This window comes from Streptomyces sp. T028 (assembly GCF_048159505.1).
Lineage (GTDB): Bacteria > Actinomycetota > Actinomycetes > Streptomycetales > Streptomycetaceae > Streptomyces.
Genome location: NZ_JBLRVZ010000070.1, coordinates 8,326 through 26,516 on the forward strand (window position 1 = coordinate 8,326; position 18,191 = coordinate 26,516).

Consider the following 18,191-nt stretch of genomic DNA (forward strand, 5'->3'; position numbering starts at 1 on the left):
GGTGCGGGCCGTCGCCGTGGAGCTACTCGACGTCACTTGTCGGAGTCGTCCTTCTTGTCTTCGGCGGACTCGTCCTCGCCCTCGATCACGGGGATCAGGGAGAGCTTGCCGCGGGAGTCGATCTCGGCGATCTCGACCTGGACCTTCTGGCCCACGCCGACGACGTCCTCGACGTTCTCCACGCGCTTGCCGCCGGCCAGCTTGCGGATCTGCGAGATGTGCAGCAGACCGTCCTTGCCGGGGAGCAGGGAGACGAACGCGCCGAAGGTGGTGGTCTTGACGACCGTACCCAGGTAGCGCTCGCCGACCTCGGGCATCGTCGGGTTGGCGATGCCGTTGATCGTCGTACGGGCGGCCTCGGCGGAGGGGCCGTCGGCGGCGCCGATGTAGATGGTGCCGTCGTCCTCGATGGTGATCTCGGCGCCGGTGTCCTCCTGGATCTGGTTGATCATCTTGCCCTTGGGGCCGATGACCTCGCCGATCTTGTCGACCGGGATCTTCACGGTGATGATCCGCGGCGCGTTGGGGGACATCTCGTCCGGCGTGTCGATCGCTTCCATCATCACGTCGAGGATGTGGAGGCGGGCGTCACGGGCCTGCTTTAGGGCGGCGGCCAGGACGGAGGCCGGGATGCCGTCCAGCTTGGTGTCGAGCTGGAGGGCGGTGACGAACTCCTTGGTGCCGGCGACCTTGAAGTCCATGTCGCCGAAGGCGTCCTCCGCACCGAGGATGTCGGTGAGGGTGACGTAGTGCGTCTCGCCCTCGATCTCCTGGGAGATCAGACCCATGGCGATACCGGCGACCGGGGCCTTCAGCGGCACACCGGCGTTCAGCAGCGACATGGTCGAGGCGCAGACCGAGCCCATGGACGTCGAGCCGTTGGAGCTGAGCGCCTCGGACACCTGGCGGATCGCGTAGGGGAACTCCTCGCGCGTCGGCAGGACCGGCACGAGGGCGCGCTCGGCGAGGGCGCCGTGGCCGATCTCGCGGCGCTTCGGGGAGCCGACGCGGCCGGTCTCTCCGGTGGAGTACGGCGGGAAGTTGTAGTTGTGCATGTAGCGCTTGCGCGTCACCGGCGACAGGGTGTCGAGCTGCTGCTCCATACGGAGCATGTTGAGGGTGGTGACGCCCAGGATCTGGGTCTCGCCACGCTCGAACACCGCGGAGCCGTGCACGCGCGGGATGGCCTCGACCTCGGCGGCGAGCGTACGGATGTCCGTGACGCCGCGGCCGTCGATGCGCTTCTTCTCCTTGATGACGCGCTCACGGACCAGGGTCTTGGTCAGCGAGCGGTACGCGGCGGAGATCTCCTTCTCGCGGCCCTCGAACTCCGGGAGCAGCTTCTCGGCGGCCAGGCCCTTGACGCGGTCCAGCTCGGCCTCGCGCTCCTGCTTGCCCCCGATGGTCAGCGCGGAGGCGAGCTCCGGCTTGACGGCGGCGGTCAGCGCCTCCAGGACGTCGTCCTGGTAGTCGAGGAAGATCGGGAACTCGCCGGTCGGCTTGGCGGCCTTCGCGGCGAGGTCGGCCTGGGCCTTGCAGAGGACCTTGATGAAGGGCTTCGCGGCGTCCAGACCGGCCGCGACGACCTCCTCGGTGGGGGCCTCGGCGCCGCCCTTGACCAGCTGGATCGTCTTCTCGGTGGCCTCGGCCTCGACCATCATGATCGCGACGTCGCCGTCCTCCAGGACGCGGCCGGCGACGACCATGTCGAAGACGGCGTCCTCGAGCTCGGTGTGCGTCGGGAACGCGACCCACTGGCCGCTGATCAGCGCGACGCGGACGCCGCCGATCGGGCCGGAGAAGGGCAGACCGGCCAGCTGCGTGGACGCGGAGGCAGCGTTGATCGCCACGACGTCGTACAGGTGGTCGGGGTTGAGCGCCATGATGGTGGCGACGACCTGGATCTCGTTGCGCAGGCCCTTCTTGAAGGACGGGCGCAGCGGGCGGTCGATGAGGCGGCAGGTGAGGATCGCGTCCTCGCTCGGCCGGCCCTCACGGCGGAAGAAGCTGCCGGGGATCTTGCCGGCGGCGTACATCCGCTCCTCGACGTCCACCGTCAGGGGGAAGAAGTCGAGCTGGTCCTTGGGGTTCTTGGAGGCGGTGGTGGCCGACAGCACCATGGTGTCGTCGTCCAGGTACGCCACGGCGGAACCGGCGGCCTGCTTGGCCAGGCGGCCCGTCTCGAAGCGGATGGTGCGGGTACCGAAGGCGCCGTTGTCGATGACGGCCTCGGCGTAGTGGGTCTCGTTCTCCACTAGCGTTTTCTCCGTTACTTGTCGTCTTTTCGTCCCGCGCTGCCCGTGTGGCAGGGGGACGGTTACGGAGATGCGCGCCGTGCGGTGCGGGCCGGTCTTCGATCGAAGCACCCGGGGCTCGCTTCCCCCCGGGGGCCACTACCGAGGACCGGCGGCGGCTGGGTGCGCTTCTCCTCGTTCGGTGGGTGACGCGTCAGGTGTCATCACCCTGTGTTGTGCTGTGTCGTGCTGTGTCGTGCGTATTGCGTTGTGCTACCACACTACAAAGGGGCGGTGACACTCCGCACGTTTCCGTACGTACGGCATCCGTACGTACGGCATCCGTACGTACAGCAAAGGGAGCGGCCCCCAGGTACGGGAACCGCTCCCTTCACGGCGTCTTACTTGGCGCCGGCCGCACCGCGGCGGATGCCGAGGCGGTCGACCAGCGTACGGAAGCGCTGGATGTCCTTCTTGGCCAGGTACTGCAGCAGGCGACGACGCTGGCCGACCAGGATCAGCAGACCCCGGCGGGAGTGGTGGTCGTGCTTGTGGGTCTTGAGGTGCTCGGTCAGGTCGGAGATCCGACGCGAGAGCATGGCCACCTGGACCTCGGGGGAGCCGGTGTCGCCCTCCTTCTGGCCGAACTCGGCGATGATCTGCTTCTTCGTAGCGGCGTCGAGCGACACGCGTACTCCTCATGGTCTGTGCGCCACCGAGTGCCCCCGGTCTGCTTCTCGGGGTGGCTTCCGTGACTCGGGTGGCGGGGATCCGCTGGGCGCGGCCTCCAGTGCCTCGATGGAGAGAGCTCCGGGGGCGCGTACACAAACGGCCGAGAGACAGGGTACCAGGAGGTGGCAGGCCCCTTCGCCCCGGTATCCGAACCACTCCGGCGGCGGGGAGGGGGCCACTAGGGTGACGTTCGGATCCTATGTGGAGCGAAAGTCGGGAAGGGGACGCTGCGGCATGGCGGAGACGGAAGCGGAGATGAAGGCGCGCAAGGAGCGCGAGCGGGACGAGCTCTACGCGCTCGACATCTCCGGCGTCGAGTGGAAGTGCGCTCCGGGCACGGAGGAGCACGAGGAGCGCGTCGAGATCGCGGACCTGCCCGGCGGTGCCGTGGCGATGCGGTCCTCGCTGGACCCGGACACCGTGCTGCGCTACACGGAGGGGGAATGGCGGGCGTTCGTGCTGGGGGCTCGGGACGGGGAGTTCGATCTGGAGCCGGGGTCTCGGGCTGCGGGGTAGGTCAGCCGACCGTGCGGGCGGGGCGGCGACCGGTGGGTGCCGGCCGCCGTTCGTCCGTGCTCCGTGATTGGTGTTCGGTGCTTCGTGTTCGGTGCTCAGGAGTTCTTCAGCGTGCTGCTCTCGATGCCGAGGACCGCGTAGACCCAGCGCGGCTGGCCCTTGGCGGGGCCGGTGACGGACTTGGCGCTGAAGAAGAGACGGCCGTCGTGAACGAGGACGTCGCTGAAGTCGACCGAGGTGAAGTTCTCCGCTTCGGGCGGCAGGCCGAAGTAGAAGAAGGGCTTCTCCCCGCCGGTCTTCGGGTCGAGTGCGACCAGGGCGCTGGGTGTGATGCGGTCCTGGCTCTCCCGCAGGGCGAGGAGCCGGTCGCCGCTCACCTCGACGGGGATCAGCAGGGCGTCGGGGCCTGACTCGAACTTCTGGGTGGTGTTCCCGGTCGCCAGGTCGAAGCCGATGACCCAGTTCGTGGTGTGCTTCGCGATGTCGTCCTTGCTGCGCAGGAAGACCTGGCCGGCACCGACGGCAACGGTCGGGCAGTAGTCGACGACGAGGTAGTCGTCCTCGTACGCGCACTCGCCGACGTACGTGCCGTTCTGGAGGCGGATCGTCGCGCGGTTCTTGCCGTCGCCGTCGAGGGAGAGCAGTTCGGTGATGCCGGTGTCGCCGGCCGAGACGGCGAGGACGGCGGGGTCGGTGGAGGGGATGTCGACATCGCGGACGCCCTTGGCGGCGGAGTAGGTCCACAGCGTGCGGCCGGTGGCCGGATCCACCTCGCGGACCTTGTACGTCATGAAGTCCCAGGTGTCGACGGGAAGGTTCTTGTCTCCGCTCCAGCACTCCTGGCGCACAAGGAGCGCGCCTCCACCCGCGGCGCCGGCGTCATGGCAGGTGCCGCTCACCCTGGTGCTCCACCGCTGCCTGCCGTGGTCCATGTCGTACGCGATCGAGCCGCCGCCCCAGGTGACGGCGACCGTGTCGTGGGTGAGAGTCACGCTCGGGGTGTCCTGGAGCGCGTCGGTCGTCGGCTTCTTGGGGGATGCGCCGATGCCGTGGACGGGAAGTTCGTGCGACCAGATCTCGTCGCCGTCGTCGAGGTCGAAGAAGGCCACGTGGTCGCAGAGGGCGTGCCTTTCGTCCTTGCCCGCGTAGAGCACGGCGGTGCGGTTGTCTCCGGTGACATGGCGGGTGTAGCCGCAGACGGGGCCGTCGAGGGGGAGCTTCCACTTCTCGTCGCCGGGTGCGGCGTCGGTGCCTGTGGCGAAGCCGACGAGGGTCTTGTTGATGCCCTTGGCGAGGATCTTGTCGGTGGCCCACAGACCGGGCAGTTCGTACGACTCGCCGGGGCTCAGGTCGTCGACGGAGAAACGGAAGGCCATTTTGCCGACCGTGCTCGCGGGTTGCTTCTCGACGGTCTGGCGGATGTCCAGGGGGCCTTGAGCGGGAGCGTCTTCCTTCGCCTGCGTACCGTTGTCGTCGTCGCCCCACAGCAGCCAACCGCCGGTGCCGAGCGCGGTGACCAGAACGAGGGCCAGTGCCCACACCAGCCACTGCCGACGGCGTCTCTTCGTACTGCTGTCCGCGGCGATCGTGGAGTGTGTGTAGACGGAGGGCGGCGGGCCGAAGCTCACGTCGGGGTGCCTTTCAGATCGGACGTGGTCGTGTCCTGATGGTGAGCGGCGAGGTCAGCCGACGGAGGCCCGACGGGCTGAACTACTCGTCGAGCCTGGTCACTTGCTCGTCATGGCGCGTGCCCGCGCGTACACGTCGAAGACGGCGAGGGCGAGCGGAACCAGCGTCAGCAGGACGAAACTCTCGGCGATTTCCAGGAAGCGCCCCCAGAACGGGGTGACGCCCCGCCGTGGAACGACCAGGCCGATCGCGGTGACCAGAGCGATGGCCGCGGCGATCGCTGCGGCCAGCCAGACGGTGCGCAGGTCAAGGGCGGTGGTGTCGCCCTGGAGGGCATCGCGCCAGGACTCCCGGGGCGGATTGAGGGCGAGTCCAAGGCCGAGGAAGACGAGAGCGGCGAGCCCGGCCGCGAGTGTGGCGGCGACCTGCGCCGTGTACCGGAACAGGTGAGCTCGCATCAGCATCGCGACACTGGTGGCGAAGGCGAGGAGTTGCGCCCACACGTTGCTCGAGAATCCGAGGACGATGGACGAGCCCACGGCGACAAGGGCGCACCCGCCGACGAGGCCCACGAGGAGTTCGTGGCCACGGCGGACCTGGGCCGCGATGCGCTCGGCGTCCACCGGTTCCTGGGTGGACTGGGGGTCCGCCGTGTATCCGGCGCGGGAGGTGTTGGGGGGCTCGAAGCCGATGGGCAGCCGTGCGAAGCGCATCGACAGACCCGGCAGGAAGGCGAGCGCGCCCACGGCGAGCGGGGCGCAGACGGCGGCCGTCTCGATCGGCGTCAGGTCCGCGCGGATCGCGATGAACGTGGTGAACAGGCCGACCGAGGACGCGAAGACGAACGCCACGAAGGGACCGTCACCACTGGGCGACACCAAGGTGAGGACGACGGAGGCGACCAGCACCGCCACGCAGGCAAGCAGGAACTGGAGCTTTCCGATGCCCTCCCCCTGCGCGAGCGGGACCAGCCCGGAGCCCGCCACAGCGATGTTCGGGAGAGCGCCGAGGCCTAGGGCCACCGCGGAACCCCGGTCGTCGTACACGCGCGCGCGTACACACGCGACAGTGATCAGGACAGCGCCTGTCACGGCCGTCAGGACGCCCTGGAGGCTGTGCATGTCGTGGTGGATCCGGGAGCTCCAGGCCACGAAGGCGATCAACGCGGGCAGGAGACCGCCCGCCACGAGGCCCGCGACCCGGGTGAGTTCGCCGCTCCACAGCGTGCGGTCGCGCGTCACGGCCGACGCGACCGCCTCCGAGACGTCGTCGAAGACGGCAGGCGGCAGGGACTCGGCGAACGGCCGCAGCGTGAGCAGTTCCCCGTCGAGGATGCGCTGCGCCGCGAACGACCGGGCGCTGTCGAGGACGGCTCCGTCCCGACGTACGAGGTGGTAGCCCACGGGGGCTCCCTCGGCGGGATCCTGCCGGGAGAGCCGCAGGATCTCCGGGTAGAGGTCGGCGACCGGCACGTCGTCGGGCAGCGCGACGTCGATACGGCTGTCGGGAGCCACGATGGTGACCCGGCAGAAGCCGAATCCCATGCCCGCCCCGGAAGAGGCCCCGGTGCCCTGTCCGCCGGGCGCGCCGGCCGGCGCGGAAGCCGTCATGCTCACCTGCTGTTCCCCCTCGTCGATCGTGAGCCGGTGGCGGCGCCGCCGCGCATGTGTCCGGCTGTAAAGATCCTGTGTCTGTTGCGCTGTACCGCCCGTGCTGTCGTTCAACTGCCCGTCGCACCGCAGTCCGCGGGAAGAGCCTCGCTTCGAACGTTGCGGATTGCCCTGATTTCCGAGGCCGATTCGCAACTGCTCACGCGTCTCACGGGCACCCTACCGCCCACCGTTCCCGGCGGTTGTCAGTAGGATCACCGCTTGCGATCGACGTCCGCCTGACACGGGGCGGCGGACGAAACAGCTCGGTCCGCAAGGGAATTGGTGCGAAGTGAGTCACATCGTCGTCAAGCGCCCGCCGCGGGCACTGCCCAGCGAAGTACCCACGGACGAGGTCACGCTGCAGCCTCCGCCAGAGCTTCCGCGTGGGCAGCAGGAGGGCGCTCTGATGCAGCTCCTGCCGATGCTCGGTATGGGCGGGTCCGTGGTGTTCTTCTTCAACCCTCAGGCCCAACCCTTCATGAAGATCATGGGCATGGTGATGGTGGCCTCCACGATCGCCATGGGCATTTCGATGCTGATCCGCTACCGCCGCGGCAATCAGGGGCAGATGGCCGACATGCGCCGTGACTATCTGCGCTATCTGTCGCAGACGCGGAGCACGGCTCTGGAGACCGCGAAGGCCCAGCGCGACGCCCAGTACTACCTGCATCCTTCGCCGGAGCAACTGTGGGCCCTGGTCGCGGAGGGCAGCCGGGTGTGGGAGCGGCGCACCGGTGACGAGGACTTCGGGCAGGTGCGCGTGGGTCTGGGCCCGCAGTCGCTGGCAACCCCACTGATCCCGCCCCAGACCGGCCCGGTCGACGAGCTGGAGCCGCTGACCACGGGCGCCATGCAGCGCTTCCTGGCCACCCATTCCAGCGTTGACCACCTGCCGATGGCCGTCTCTCTCCGGGCCTTCTACCACGTGACGATCAACGGTGAGCCGGGGACGGTGCGCGGCACCGCTCGAGCCGTCGTCGCGTCCCTCGCCTCGCTCCACTCCCCCGAGGACCTGGTCATCTCCCTTGCCACCAGCCGCGACACGGCGCCCGAGTGGGAGTGGGCCAAGTGGTTGCCGCACGTCCAGGCACCGGGTCTCGCGGACGGTGCGGGCAGTGTGCGTCTGATCACCGGCGACCTGGGGGAACTGGAGGACCTGCTGGCCACCCGCCTGCAGGGCCGTCCGCGCTTCCATCCCGCCGGGCCGCCCGTTCCCGAACAGCCGCACCTGGTGATCGTGCTCGACGGTGTCTTCGTGCCCCCCACATCGCTCCTCGCCAGCCCCGAAGGCCTGCAGGGTGTGACGGTCGTCGAGGTCGTGCCCGGCGACCTGACGACCGGACGGGGCGATCTCTCTGTCACCGTGCAGCCGAAGGAGCTACGGCTGGAGTCGGCCCACGGCATGGTCTACGACGGGACGCCGGACGTGCTGTCGTACGAGGCCGCCGAGGCGCTGGCCCGGCAACTGGCGCCGCTGCGCATGGCGTCGGGCGGTGACGACGACGAACCGCTGCTCGCCGCTCTGGAATTCACCGATCTGCTGAGCCTGGGCGACGCTGCCTCGGTCGATCCCAGGCGGACCTGGCGGCCGCGTTCGCAGGCCGAGCGCCTGCGGGTGCCGATCGGTGTCGGCGAGGACGGCCGGCCCGTGATGCTCGACCTCAAGGAGGCGGCGCAGGAGGGCATGGGTCCGCACGGCCTGTGCGTCGGTGCTACTGGCTCCGGTAAGTCGGAGCTGCTGCGCACGCTGGTCCTGGGCCTCGCCGTGACCCACTCCTCCGAGACGCTGAACTTCGTCCTGGCGGACTTCAAGGGTGGCGCGACGTTCGCGGGCATGGCCCAGATGCCGCATGTGGCGGCCGTCATCACCAACCTCGCGGATGATCTGACGCTGGTCGACCGGATGGGCGACTCGATCCGCGGTGAGCTCAACCGCCGCCAGGAGATGCTGCGCGACGCGGGCAACTACGCGAACATCCACGACTACGAGAAGGCCCGCGCCGCCGGTGCCGCGCTGCAGCCGATTCCCTCCCTCGTCCTCGTCATCGACGAGTTCAGCGAACTCCTCACGGCCAAGCCCGACTTCATCGAGATGTTCGTGCAGATCGGCCGGATCGGCCGTTCGCTGGGCGTGCACCTGCTGCTCGCCTCGCAGCGACTGGAGGAGGGCCGTCTGCGAGGGCTGGAGACGTATCTGTCGTACCGGATCGGTCTGCGTACGTTCTCGGCGGCCGAGTCGCGTGCCGCGCTCGGCGTCCCGGACGCCTACGAGTTGCCGAACGTACCGGGCTCGGGCTATCTGAAGTTCGGCACGGACGAAATGGTGCGCTTCAAGGCGGCGTACGTCTCCGGCGTGTACCGCACGAGTTCGCAGCAGGCGGCGGCGTTCGGCGGGCCGCTCCCCGTGGACCGCAGGCCTGTGCTGTTCACGGCGGCCGAGGTGCCGGTGCAGTACGTACAGGTGCCGCAACAGCGTGAGGAGACGCCCGACGAGACCGACGACGCGCTGGCCGACACGGTCCTCGACGTGATCGTGCGGCGGCTGGAGGCGCAGGGCCCGGCCGCCCACCAGGTGTGGTTGCCCCCGCTGGACAGTCCTCCCTCGCTGGACGCGCTCCTGCCCGGTCTCACGCCGGTGCCGGACCGCGGCCTGACCCAGCCCGGCTACGAAGGGGCGGGGCGGCTCGTCATCCCGGTCGGCATCGTCGACAAGCCGTACGAACAGCGGCGGGACCCGCTGTGGGCCGACTTCAGCGGCGCGGCCGGCCATATGCAGATCCTCGGTGGGCCGCAGTCCGGCAAGTCGACCCTGCTGCGGTCGGTCGTCGCGTCGTTCGCCCTCACGCACACCCCGCACGAAGTGCAGTTCTACGGACTGGACTTCGGCGGTGGCGGCCTGTCGGCAGTGGCCGGCCTGCCGCACGTGGGCGGGGTGGCCTCACGTCTCGACCCAGAGAAGGTCCGGCGCACCGCAGCCGAGGTGTACGGCATCCTGACCCGCCGCGAGGAGTACTTCCGCTCCGCGGGCGTCTCCTCGATCGCGGAGTTCCGGACGCGTCGCGCTCGGGGCGACATCTCGATCACCGACCAGCCGTGGGGCGACGTCTTCCTCCTCATCGACGGCTGGGGCAACTTCCGTACGGACTACGAGGCGTTGGAGCCTCTGGTGCTGGACATCGCGGCCCGCGGGCTCGGTTACGGCATCCATCTGGTCCTCACCGCGTCGCGCGCCATGGAGGTCCGCTCGAACCTCAAGGACCACCTGATGAACCGCCTCGAGCTGCGGCTCGGCGACCCCATGGACTCCGAGTTCGACCGCAAAGTCGCGGCCAATGTGCCCACGGGTGTGCCGGGGCGCGGCCAGACCCCGCAAAAGCAGCACTTCATGGCGGCGGTGCCGCGTATCGACGGGTTGTCCTCGGACACGGACCTGGCGGACGCCACCACGGCTCTCGCAGCCGAGGTCTCCCGGCACTGGCAGCAGCCCGGAGCACCCGAAGTACGTCTGCTCCCGAGGGAGTTCTCGGCAAGCCAGCTGCCGCCCGGCGACCGGTTCCCGAACCGCGGCATCTCCTTCGCGCTCGACGAGGACAACCTCGAGCCGGTGTTCGTGGACTTCGAGCAGGACCCGTTCTTCCTCGTCTTCGGCGAGAGCGAGTCCGGCAAGTCGAACCTGCTGAAGCTGCTCATCAAGCGCCTCACGGAGCGCTATGACGGCGATGTCTGCAAGCTGTTCGTGGTCGACAACCGCCGTTCCCTGCTCGGCGTGACCCCGGACTCGCATCTGGCGGAGTACATCCCCATGTCGAACCAGATGCAGCACCACATGGAGGCCCTCGCCGACCTGATGCAGCGCCGTACGCCGACCGCGGACGTCACGGCGGAGCAACTGCGCAACCGCAGCTGGTGGCGTGGTCCCACGGTGTACGTGATCATCGACGACTACGACCTCGTCTCCACGTCGAGCGGCAACCCGCTCGCGGGGCTGACGGAGCAGCTTCCGTTCGCCCGCGACGTCGGCGTCCGCTTCATCATCGCCCGCTCCTCGGCGGGCGCGGGCCGCGCCGGATACGAGCCCTTCATGCAGCGCATCAAGGAGCTCGGCGCCCAGGGCGTGGTCCTCACCGGCGACCCGTCGGAGGGGGACCTCCTGGGCGGGGTGCGGCCGCGGCCCATGCCCGCCGGGCGCGGGGTGTTCGTCTCACGCCGGCGGGGAAAGCCGCTGGTTCAGGTGGGGCTGGTGGAGGACGGCATGCCGTGATGGCCGCGGCTGCCGTGGAGCAGACGGAGGCTCTGAGCCGCGAAATGCCGGTGCAGCGTGCGCTGCGCCGGCATCCGTCTTTCGGCGCGCCCGATACTCCGACCCCGGACACGAAGGGAGGGTGGGCGTCTCCCGCGCACGCCCACCCTCGCAGCCAGCCACTTGGCCAGAACCGGCCTACATGAGGTAGCTGGCGGCCTTCTTGTCGCCTTCCATGTACGTACCGCCGGACATGGCGACGACGTGGCCGATGCCCGTGAGCGCCTGGTGGATGTCGTCGGCCTCCTTCTTCCAGCGGCCCAGCTTCTCGTCAAAGGCGTTCTGGGCCTGGCCGGACCAGTACTGCTTGCTGCTCTCGACCATCTTCTTGAGCTCCTCCAGGTCCTGCTCGAGGGAGCTTGCCTCGTTGGCGATCTTGGTCGCCGCGACGTCGAGCCCGTCGTACGTTACGTTCAACCCGTCGGTGTTACGACCCATGTCCGTTTCCCTCGTCTCGTTCGTGTGTACCTGATGCAGTGCAGCGAACTACAGGTGCTGAGATCCGCCTGGCTTCACATCGAGGTGAAGGGAGAGATGGTGGGCGCACCATCCTGCAGGCTGATCTTGTTGACCGCCGCGCGCACCTCGTCTTCCTTGCTGTCCTTGATGTTGCGCGCCGTGGTCATGGCGTCGATGACTTCGGCGAGGATGCCACCGATCTTCCGGAGGGACTCGTTGATCTCGTACTGTTTCGCGTCGAAGGCGGCGCGACCGATACCGTCCCACTGGCCTTCGAGGCCGTCGATGATGCCCTGAAGGCCGTGCATCCGCGTACGGATGTTCTCGTACTTGGTGTACATGTCCTTCTGCAGCTTGATTACCGCTGCGTCTTCGAGTTTCTGGCTCGGAGTGGACATGGCGAGCCTGCCTTTCCTTAGTCTGGTTTCCGATGGAACTGGGCCGACTGGCTGCCGACCGGGTACGTCATGGGGTCACGCTGCGCGTCGGCGTCGTAGCACCGCTGCGCCGCCGAGCGCCAGGGCAATGACTCCTGCGGCGGTGCCGAGTGCGATCCACAGTGATGTGCTGTCGCTTGAGGACTCGGCGCTTGATGCTGCCCCTGATGTGGGGCCGCCTGAGGAGTTCTTCACGGGCTCTGCCGAGGATGATGCGGAAGCGAGAGCGGAAGGAGTGGCTGCCGGCGAAACCTCTGTCACCAGCTCCTCGCCGGTCCTCTTGTTCTCCTTCGCGAGCGGGTCGGAGTACGGGGCGCCGGCGTCGTAGTTGGGGTTCTCCAGGACCACGCGGGGGCGGATGGTTCCGTAGCCGAGGTATTTGCTCGGGTTATCCTTGGCCCACTTGCGGCTGGCTGTGTCGATGAGGGCTCGGGTTACCTGGTTCGCGGTCCAGTCGGGGTGGGCGGACCAGATGAGGGCCGCAGATGCCACAGTAATTGCAGTTGCTGCACTTGTGCCTTCGCTTTCGCAGTACGCGCGAAAGGTGGCGTCACACCAGCCCGAAAATCCCTCGCCTGGCGCCGCGAGGTCCACATAGTCTCCGGAGGACGAGAATTTTGAAACCGTGCTGGACTCGTCCAGCGACGATACGCCTATCACGTACGGGTAGGCGGCGGGATAGTCAATGTAGCCGCCCTCGTCTGCCTGGTTGCCGACAGCGGCAACCAGCAACTTACCCTTTGAAGCAGCATATTTAATGGCCGCTTCGCCCTCTTCGGTAGTCATGCCCCCGAACGACATGCTGATGATTTTCGCATCAGTGTCGGCAGCCGCCCTGACTGCCTCCGCGGCATTGGGGGTCTTACCCCACTCATCCGATCCCTCAAGGCCTTCGAGCTGTACGCGATACGGGACAACCTTCGCTCCCGGGGCCAGCCCCTGCAAACCACCGTCCGCCCCCGTGCCCGCGATCAACTCGGCCATTGTCGTTCCATGACCGTCGTAGTCGTCCGTGGCGTGGTAGGCGACCTTCGCAGGGACTTCCCCAGCCAGCACCTGACCCTTCAGTGATGACGTATTCGCATTCACGCCGGTGTCAATGACGGCGACCTTGACACCTTTCCCTGTGCTGACCTTCCACATCTGCTCAGCCTGCATCGGCTCCAGGTACCACTGCTTCGACTTCGCGTCGTACGCTGCAGCGCTGGGGGCGAACCCCACGGCCACAACCACCAGGGCACCGACGAAGGCACCAACAGTGTGCACTCGTCTACGGCGTCGCACCCCGACGAGGCCGCCCTTCTCAGCTCGAGCGCTGATCCCTGACTTCATGGCGTTGTTTGTCCTCGCTCGCGCTCAGTTGATGACCGGCGGCACATCGCGCCGTGGCCTGTCGGAGAGGTGCGTCTCTTCGTCCTCGACCGAGTAACCGGGCCGTGACGCTCCTCCCTGCGTGCTGTCCCTGCCAGCGGGTACTCCCTGGCCACCACCAACGCCGCGTACCAGCCCGGCGCCACCCCGCGTCATCCCATTCCGTTCGGCGTGGACGACGGAATTGCGTGCGGCCGGGCTGCCGGTGACAGGTCCGATCGGGCCGACAGCTCCACGAGGTGCCACCGCCTCCGAACCGGCCCTCGGCATGGGTCCAGGTGCACCGACGACACCGCGCTGATTGATCTGGCCCGTCACGGGCCGTGTGGTGTTCGCCGTACCCTCGCCGCCGATGACGGTGCCTCGGGGGATCCTCGATCCGGTCGTCGCCGTTGTCGAACCGGAGGCACTGGTCGTAGACCTGCCCCCGACAACGCCATGCGACTGACCTGCGCCAGTGATCCCTCCACCGCCCGCCCGTGGTGCAGCGGGGCCACCGACTCGTGGAGTGCCACCAGTAATGCCTCGGGCCGTCGAGGAGGGCGGGGTCCCAAGGGTGTTGCCCCTGCCCAGTGACTGCCCGGTCGCCGTAGGCCGGCCCATGCTCCCTTGCCCCACAGCACGCCCTGACGCAGGGGTGCCCATGGTCGGTGCGCCAGTCCTCCCCTGTGCGGACACCGGGATTCGGACGCCGCCTCCGGCCGGGCCTCGCCCAGAAGTTCCGCTGACCATGGGGGGCGCATAACCGGTCGGGAACCCGCTGTTCGGCCCAGACCCTGTACCAGTGGCGCCTGCGGAGGACGGGCCCGGCCCAGTCGAAGGCGGGCTCGTCGGAGCTGGCGGCGTGGTGACACTGTCAATGACTGTACTGACAGGTTGATCCGGATAGGAAACGCGGTGGGTGAGATCCTGCGCAGGTGTCGTGGCGCCCGTGGCACCCGAGACGCCGACGCGGCCAACAGACGGCTCCGCCAAATGGCGGCCTGCGAGAGATGTGGCCGTGTCTCCGGACGTGCCCGCGCCGGACTGTCCAAGGTCGCCCGACGTCCGAGTGGGCTGAGGCACCCCCACATCAGGCATCGCTTTGAACTCCGGCGCCTGCAGCGACGACAGCACTTCTTCCGATACCGCGTAGTACGACGACAACCTGTTCATCTGGTTGATCGCCTCCTGCCGGTCCTTCTCCACTTTGACCGCAGCGGTGTAGTCGTCGTTGGTCTGGATGCGCTCGGCCTTCGGAATGTCGGCTACGGACATCGGGTTCGTACGCGCGTCACGATGCGGCATGGCTGTGCGCACGGACGCCAGGCCCGTGGCAGCGGCCGTGATCTGGTCAGCCGCTGCGCCAGCGAAAGTGCCCAGTCCTTCTGTGCTGGTGACGAGCGAACGACCCCACGTGCGGAAGGCATCACCCGACTCCCCGACCCATTCGACCTTGGTGATGTGCCCGTCGAGCTCCTGGGCCGCCGCCAGGATGGCCTCACGTGCGTCCCAGAGGGCCCGGCCCGACGACGCCAGGTCCTCCGGGTTGGTGTTCTCGACCAGGTCGATCATTTCGTTGAGGCTGTGCCCCTCGAAGTTCGTACGCTGCTGAACGGCCCGTCCGACGGGCGTGGCCTCGACGGCCGAGCGAACCATGCGGCTGAGCAGGCCCTGCCCGTGGCCGTCCTCGATCTTCCGGGCGAAGTCGGTGACGTCGTTCTGCTGTTTGACCCGTTCCAGATCATCCTTGTGCCGGTCGTCGGTCATCGTCACAGGCCCCCGCTCGTCCTCGCCTCGTTGGTACGCTCCGCGTCGTTCTTCGCCAGCTCCCTGGCGTCCTGGATCTGGCTGATCTGCGCCTGAATGGCGTGGAACCGCTGCCGCTGCTCCTCTTCGAGATTCCCGAAGCCCACGTGTGCACCCTTGACGGCGATACCAATCGCCTCGATCTGGAGGTGCAGGGTCTTTGAGAGAGCTGTGAGCTCCTGGTGGACCCGGTTGTACTGACTGTAGAGCCCCTGCGCCTCCGGGAAAGCCGCCACGCTGCCGCTGTTGAGAGACCCGGCCTTGATGGTCTGGGCACCAACCCGCGTCGGGTTACCGGCCGACTTCTCGAGGTCGGCAAGGACCGCGTCCACCCGCTTCATGAACGTGGTCAGCGCCTCACCACTGGTCTTCAGGTTCGCTGCACTTGCAGCCGACACTCCCCCCGAACCGTCCATCGGAAGCATGCTGGGTCCCCGTTTCCCCGTACATCCCCCGGCCACGACTGGATCGAGGCCAGCACATCACTCGCCGTACGATCGCAAAGCGAGCCGCGTCTCACAACGCTCTTACCACTGTAGTCAACCTGTACAACCAGTCCAACTGGGATGTGCGTTAACTCGGTTACGAGGTCGAGCCAGGTGTCACACTTTGCCTCATTTGCCAGTTTGCGACTGCCGGTTGCGCAGCCTCTACGCCGTACCTCCCTGGCAGTATCGACCCCGTCGTGACCACGATCGGCGCTGAAACCACCGAACCCTTTATCTCCATCGAGCTTCCACCTGCGACCGGTCGAGACTCTGCAGCAACTCCAAGAAGTGGAAAGAGACTTGCAGGGCGCCGTAACAAAGACGGGTCCTGGCGCCGACACGCGAACAAGTGGTGGCAGCTCAAGTCCAAGGCCGCCGAGAGGCGTTCGACGCGCTACCCACGGAGAGCAGCCGACGGGAACGTGATCTCCAGTCAGGAGACTGCTGGGGCTGCCGCGGGTACGCCCCCCGGCGGCAGCCCCAGTCGTTCTCTGACCTACTGCACGAGGTCACACCCAGCGCGGTCCGATCACCGCCGCCGCGGAGGCGGGACCGGGAGCCCAACAGGGCCGTGGCAGTCGCAGCCGCAGCGGTGCACCAGCAACAGGCCCGCACCGTGCGGCAGCGGGATGTCCCGCAGTTGGCGGCACACGGCGTGCACGTCCTCGTAGCCGCGTCGGCGCGCCAGTACGCACTCCGGCGGCAACTCCCGCCAGACGGACGTTCCGCCGGGCCGCGCGCTCACTCCTCACCCACGGCTTGGCGGGAAGGCGGCAGGACCGTGAGCACATCAGGCTCCGGCGGGTAGTGCACGGCGCACGCCTGGCACGCGTACACGACGAAGCCCGGCCCCGAGTTCTGGTGCACCAGGCCGACCACGACCAGGGCCTCGGTGATCACGTGGCAGCGCACACACATCCGCACCGGCAGGCGGGGCACGTTGCCTCCGGCACCCATCACGCCGCCCTCTCCGTGCCGATCACGTGCCGGTCGAGGTCGATACCGAAGTCGGTCGCGAGAACCAGGGCCACTCGGCGCCGCGCCTGGCGCGCCCGCTCGCCCTCCCGCTCCCGATGAGCCCGCTCCGCCGCAAGCACGTACGGCCGCACGGAGGCCACGGCCCGGCCGTCGAGCGGCGCGAACAGCCCGTACGGCGAGCGATGCGCGGGCAGCCGTACCGCAGCCCGACCGGGCGCCTTCGGCTCCCAGGCTGGAACCGGCACGATGGGGCTCGCACCCGCTCTCCGCCGACCCGTGCCGGGCGCGCACACGTCCAGGATCCAGCGCAGCAGCGCGTGGATAATGCTCACTGTCATCAGCTCCTCAGAGGCTGGTGGCCACACCCCGGGGCCGTTCGCGCGGTCGCCGGGGTCTCGTCTGCACACGACCTTACTAAGCCATGTAGAGCTATGTATAGCTCTCTGTAGATTCGCGAAGCTCGACACCGACTTACGTTGCCCATGTGAGTGACCGCAGCCAGGTACCCGACTTCAACCCGCAGGGGCCCCAGCTCATCTACGTCGCCGTGGCCGACCACATCGAGGCGAGGATCCGAGCCGGAGAGCTCCAGCCCGGCGCGCGCCTGCCCGCGGAACGCGATCTCGCGCAGGAATACGGCGTCGCCTACCTCACCGTCCGGCGGGCCGCGCAGGTCCTGCGCGATCGGCGGCTCATCGAGACCGTCCATGGCCGCGGAACCTTCGTCGCCGACCCGTTGCCCGAGACGCCTACGGACGGGCCGGGCGGGGGCTCAGGTCCGGGCGACTGACAAGCCCCACTCGGCTCGCAGACGGCAACCAGGCGCGACCGCACAGGTCACGCCCGGACTGACACGCGGTCGCGCCGACGAACAGATCTCCGCCAACACTTCACGTCCGCAATCTGCGCACTTCGGACGGCACCTGCCTGTGCACCCGCGCGAGTTGCTAGCTTGTCCTTGAGATCCGGCCACCAGAGTGAAGCTCTCCGACTGGTGCGGAGGGCCGTGGTCCGTACACGGGGAAGGTTTCCGTCCATGGCTTGGGACGAATGGGAACAGCTCAAGTCCGACGCGCTGCAGCGGCGTCAGGACACGACTCAGATGCGGCTGAACAGCGTGGATGCCGGCAGCGGCGGCACGTACGGTCCCTTCGTGCTGCCGAGTAAGTACGGCGTCCTCAAGGCTAGTCAGACGGACCTGGCCGCGATCGGCAAGTCCGCGCACACGCTGTACAACGAACTGTGGGACAAGGCCCGCGTCGCCGTCCCCGGTAGTGACTCCGCAGCTGTGGACCTGACGAAGCAGGGCTTCGCGCTCGGGGCCGGGCTTCAGCACGTGTCGACCCGGTGGGAGGAGCAGCTCAAGTCCCTGATGGACGCGTGCGCGCACATCACGAACCACATGCACCGCACGAAGACACTGCATGCAGGGGACGACGACTACATCGCGCGGCAGACGAGCAGTATCGCGCTGCTGGACGCCGGGTTCGACGAACGGGTCGGTGCGCCGGGCAAGCCGAACAAGGTCTACGGAGAGCAAAGCGAGAAGAAGGAGTAGGGAGCGGCTCGAGAAGCGGCGACGAAACCGTCACGTCGCTCAGTCGCTC

General features: G+C 68.0%; 16 protein-coding genes and 1 pseudogene (1 of these 17 running past the window's edge). 4 read left to right on the plus strand and 13 right to left on the minus strand.

The genetic code is table 11. From position 1 onward, the window contains the following. From ACLZN2_RS46325 to rpsO, 3 genes and pseudogenes are all read right to left on the minus strand, one after another. Positions 1-36: pseudogene (locus ACLZN2_RS46325) on the minus strand (M16 family metallopeptidase); it reaches 1,339 nt to the left of the window's first position. After that, positions 33-2,255, minus strand: a complete 2,223-nt coding sequence (locus tag ACLZN2_RS46330) for a polyribonucleotide nucleotidyltransferase (RefSeq protein ID WP_416986068.1) — start codon at positions 2,253-2,255, stop codon at positions 33-35. Before ACLZN2_RS46330 ends, ACLZN2_RS46325 begins: the two are co-directional and overlap by 4 nt. 380 nt (positions 2,256-2,635) lie before the next feature. Further along, complete coding sequence (rpsO, locus tag ACLZN2_RS46335) at positions 2,636-2,923, minus strand: 30S ribosomal protein S15 (RefSeq protein WP_016432306.1); 288 nt, start codon at positions 2,921-2,923, stop codon at positions 2,636-2,638. A gap of 277 nt (positions 2,924-3,200) precedes the next feature. Between rpsO and ACLZN2_RS46340 the strand changes: the two genes are divergently transcribed. Next, positions 3,201-3,482, plus strand: coding sequence for a DUF397 domain-containing protein (locus ACLZN2_RS46340; protein WP_416986069.1), 282 nt, complete (start codon positions 3,201-3,203; stop codon positions 3,480-3,482). 95 nt (positions 3,483-3,577) lie between these two features. Here the strand turns inward: ACLZN2_RS46340 and ACLZN2_RS46345 are convergent, their stop codons facing one another. Together ACLZN2_RS46345 and eccD are read right to left on the minus strand one after the other, a co-directional pair. Further along, the gene (locus ACLZN2_RS46345; protein ID WP_416986070.1) at positions 3,578-5,110 is read right to left on the minus strand and encodes a PQQ-binding-like beta-propeller repeat protein; all 1,533 of its coding nucleotides are present in this window, start codon (positions 5,108-5,110) and stop codon (positions 3,578-3,580) included. 99 nt (positions 5,111-5,209) lie between these two features. Next, positions 5,210-6,721: a type VII secretion integral membrane protein EccD gene (gene eccD, locus ACLZN2_RS46350; protein ID WP_416986071.1), complete on the minus strand. Its 1,512-nt coding sequence runs from the start codon at positions 6,719-6,721 to the stop codon at positions 5,210-5,212. A 331-nt stretch (positions 6,722-7,052) separates the two neighbouring features. Between eccD and eccCa the strand changes: the two genes are divergently transcribed. Next, the gene (gene eccCa, locus ACLZN2_RS46355; RefSeq protein ID WP_416986072.1) at positions 7,053-11,024 is read left to right on the plus strand and encodes a type VII secretion protein EccCa; all 3,972 of its coding nucleotides are present in this window, start codon (positions 7,053-7,055) and stop codon (positions 11,022-11,024) included. 177 nt (positions 11,025-11,201) lie between these two features. Here eccCa and ACLZN2_RS46360 read toward each other — a convergent pair whose 3' ends face one another. The 8 genes from ACLZN2_RS46360 to ACLZN2_RS46395 all read right to left on the minus strand — a co-directional run bounded on the left by ACLZN2_RS46360 (position 11,202) and on the right by ACLZN2_RS46395 (position 16,922). Continuing rightward, the gene (locus tag ACLZN2_RS46360) at positions 11,202-11,501 is read right to left on the minus strand and encodes a WXG100 family type VII secretion target (protein WP_416986073.1); all 300 of its coding nucleotides are present in this window, start codon (positions 11,499-11,501) and stop codon (positions 11,202-11,204) included. A gap of 74 nt (positions 11,502-11,575) precedes the next feature. Beyond that, entirely contained in the window at positions 11,576-11,920 is a 345-nt protein-coding gene (locus ACLZN2_RS46365) for a WXG100 family type VII secretion target (RefSeq protein ID WP_416986074.1), read from the minus strand. Between the two features lie 75 nt (positions 11,921-11,995). Continuing rightward, entirely contained in the window at positions 11,996-13,291 is a 1,296-nt protein-coding gene (locus ACLZN2_RS46370; protein ID WP_416986075.1) for a S8 family serine peptidase, read from the minus strand. 24 nt (positions 13,292-13,315) lie between these two features. Next, a complete protein-coding gene (locus tag ACLZN2_RS46375; protein WP_416986093.1) occupies positions 13,316-15,079 on the minus strand; it encodes a hypothetical protein in 1,764 nt (587 codons plus the stop codon). Positions 15,080-15,081: 2 nt separating this feature from the next. Next, on the minus strand, positions 15,082-15,543 hold the full coding sequence (locus ACLZN2_RS46380) for a DUF2563 family protein (RefSeq protein ID WP_416986076.1): 462 nt from the start codon (positions 15,541-15,543) through the stop codon (positions 15,082-15,084). Positions 15,544-16,135: 592 nt separating this feature from the next. Continuing rightward, positions 16,136-16,351: a hypothetical protein gene (locus tag ACLZN2_RS46385; RefSeq protein WP_416986077.1), complete on the minus strand. Its 216-nt coding sequence runs from the start codon at positions 16,349-16,351 to the stop codon at positions 16,136-16,138. Beyond that, positions 16,348-16,566, minus strand: coding sequence for a hypothetical protein (locus tag ACLZN2_RS46390; RefSeq protein ID WP_416986078.1), 219 nt, complete (start codon positions 16,564-16,566; stop codon positions 16,348-16,350). Before ACLZN2_RS46390 ends, ACLZN2_RS46385 begins: the two co-directional genes overlap by 4 nt. After that, on the minus strand, positions 16,563-16,922 hold the full coding sequence (locus ACLZN2_RS46395; RefSeq protein ID WP_416986079.1) for a hypothetical protein: 360 nt from the start codon (positions 16,920-16,922) through the stop codon (positions 16,563-16,565). The genes ACLZN2_RS46390 and ACLZN2_RS46395 overlap by 4 nt, the downstream gene beginning before the upstream one ends. Before the next feature lie 146 nt (positions 16,923-17,068). On the opposite strand from ACLZN2_RS46395, the gene ACLZN2_RS46400 reads away from it, so the two are divergent. Then, positions 17,069-17,374 carry a GntR family transcriptional regulator gene (locus tag ACLZN2_RS46400; RefSeq protein ID WP_416986080.1) on the plus strand — a complete coding sequence of 102 codons (306 nt, stop codon included), beginning with the start codon at positions 17,069-17,071 and terminating at the stop codon, positions 17,372-17,374. A 246-nt stretch (positions 17,375-17,620) separates the two neighbouring features. Beyond that, positions 17,621-18,142, plus strand: coding sequence for a hypothetical protein (locus ACLZN2_RS46405; RefSeq protein ID WP_416986081.1), 522 nt, complete (start codon positions 17,621-17,623; stop codon positions 18,140-18,142). Positions 18,143-18,191: the final 49 nt, after the last annotated feature.

What these genes read in the sequence shown, in the direction of transcription:
- eccD (WP_416986071.1), bottom strand. Translation starts at nt 6,721, where the DNA reads ATGACGGCTTCCGCGCCGGCCGGCGCGCCCGGCGGACAGGGCACCGGG.
- ACLZN2_RS46380 (WP_416986076.1), bottom strand. Translation starts at nt 15,543, where the DNA reads ATGCTTCCGATGGACGGTTCGGGGGGAGTGTCGGCTGCAAGTGCAGCG.
- ACLZN2_RS46370 (WP_416986075.1), bottom strand. Translation starts at nt 13,291, where the DNA reads ATGAAGTCAGGGATCAGCGCTCGAGCTGAGAAGGGCGGCCTCGTCGGG.
- ACLZN2_RS46360 (WP_416986073.1), bottom strand. Translation starts at nt 11,501, where the DNA reads ATGGGTCGTAACACCGACGGGTTGAACGTAACGTACGACGGGCTCGAC.
- ACLZN2_RS46405 (WP_416986081.1), top strand. Translation starts at nt 17,621, where the DNA reads ATGGCTTGGGACGAATGGGAACAGCTCAAGTCCGACGCGCTGCAGCGG.
- ACLZN2_RS46365 (WP_416986074.1), bottom strand. Translation starts at nt 11,920, where the DNA reads ATGTCCACTCCGAGCCAGAAACTCGAAGACGCAGCGGTAATCAAGCTG.
- ACLZN2_RS46395 (WP_416986079.1), bottom strand. Translation starts at nt 16,922, where the DNA reads ATGACAGTGAGCATTATCCACGCGCTGCTGCGCTGGATCCTGGACGTG.
- ACLZN2_RS46375 (WP_416986093.1), bottom strand. Translation starts at nt 15,079, where the DNA reads ATGACCGACGACCGGCACAAGGATGATCTGGAACGGGTCAAACAGCAG.
- ACLZN2_RS46340 (WP_416986069.1), top strand. Translation starts at nt 3,201, where the DNA reads ATGGCGGAGACGGAAGCGGAGATGAAGGCGCGCAAGGAGCGCGAGCGG.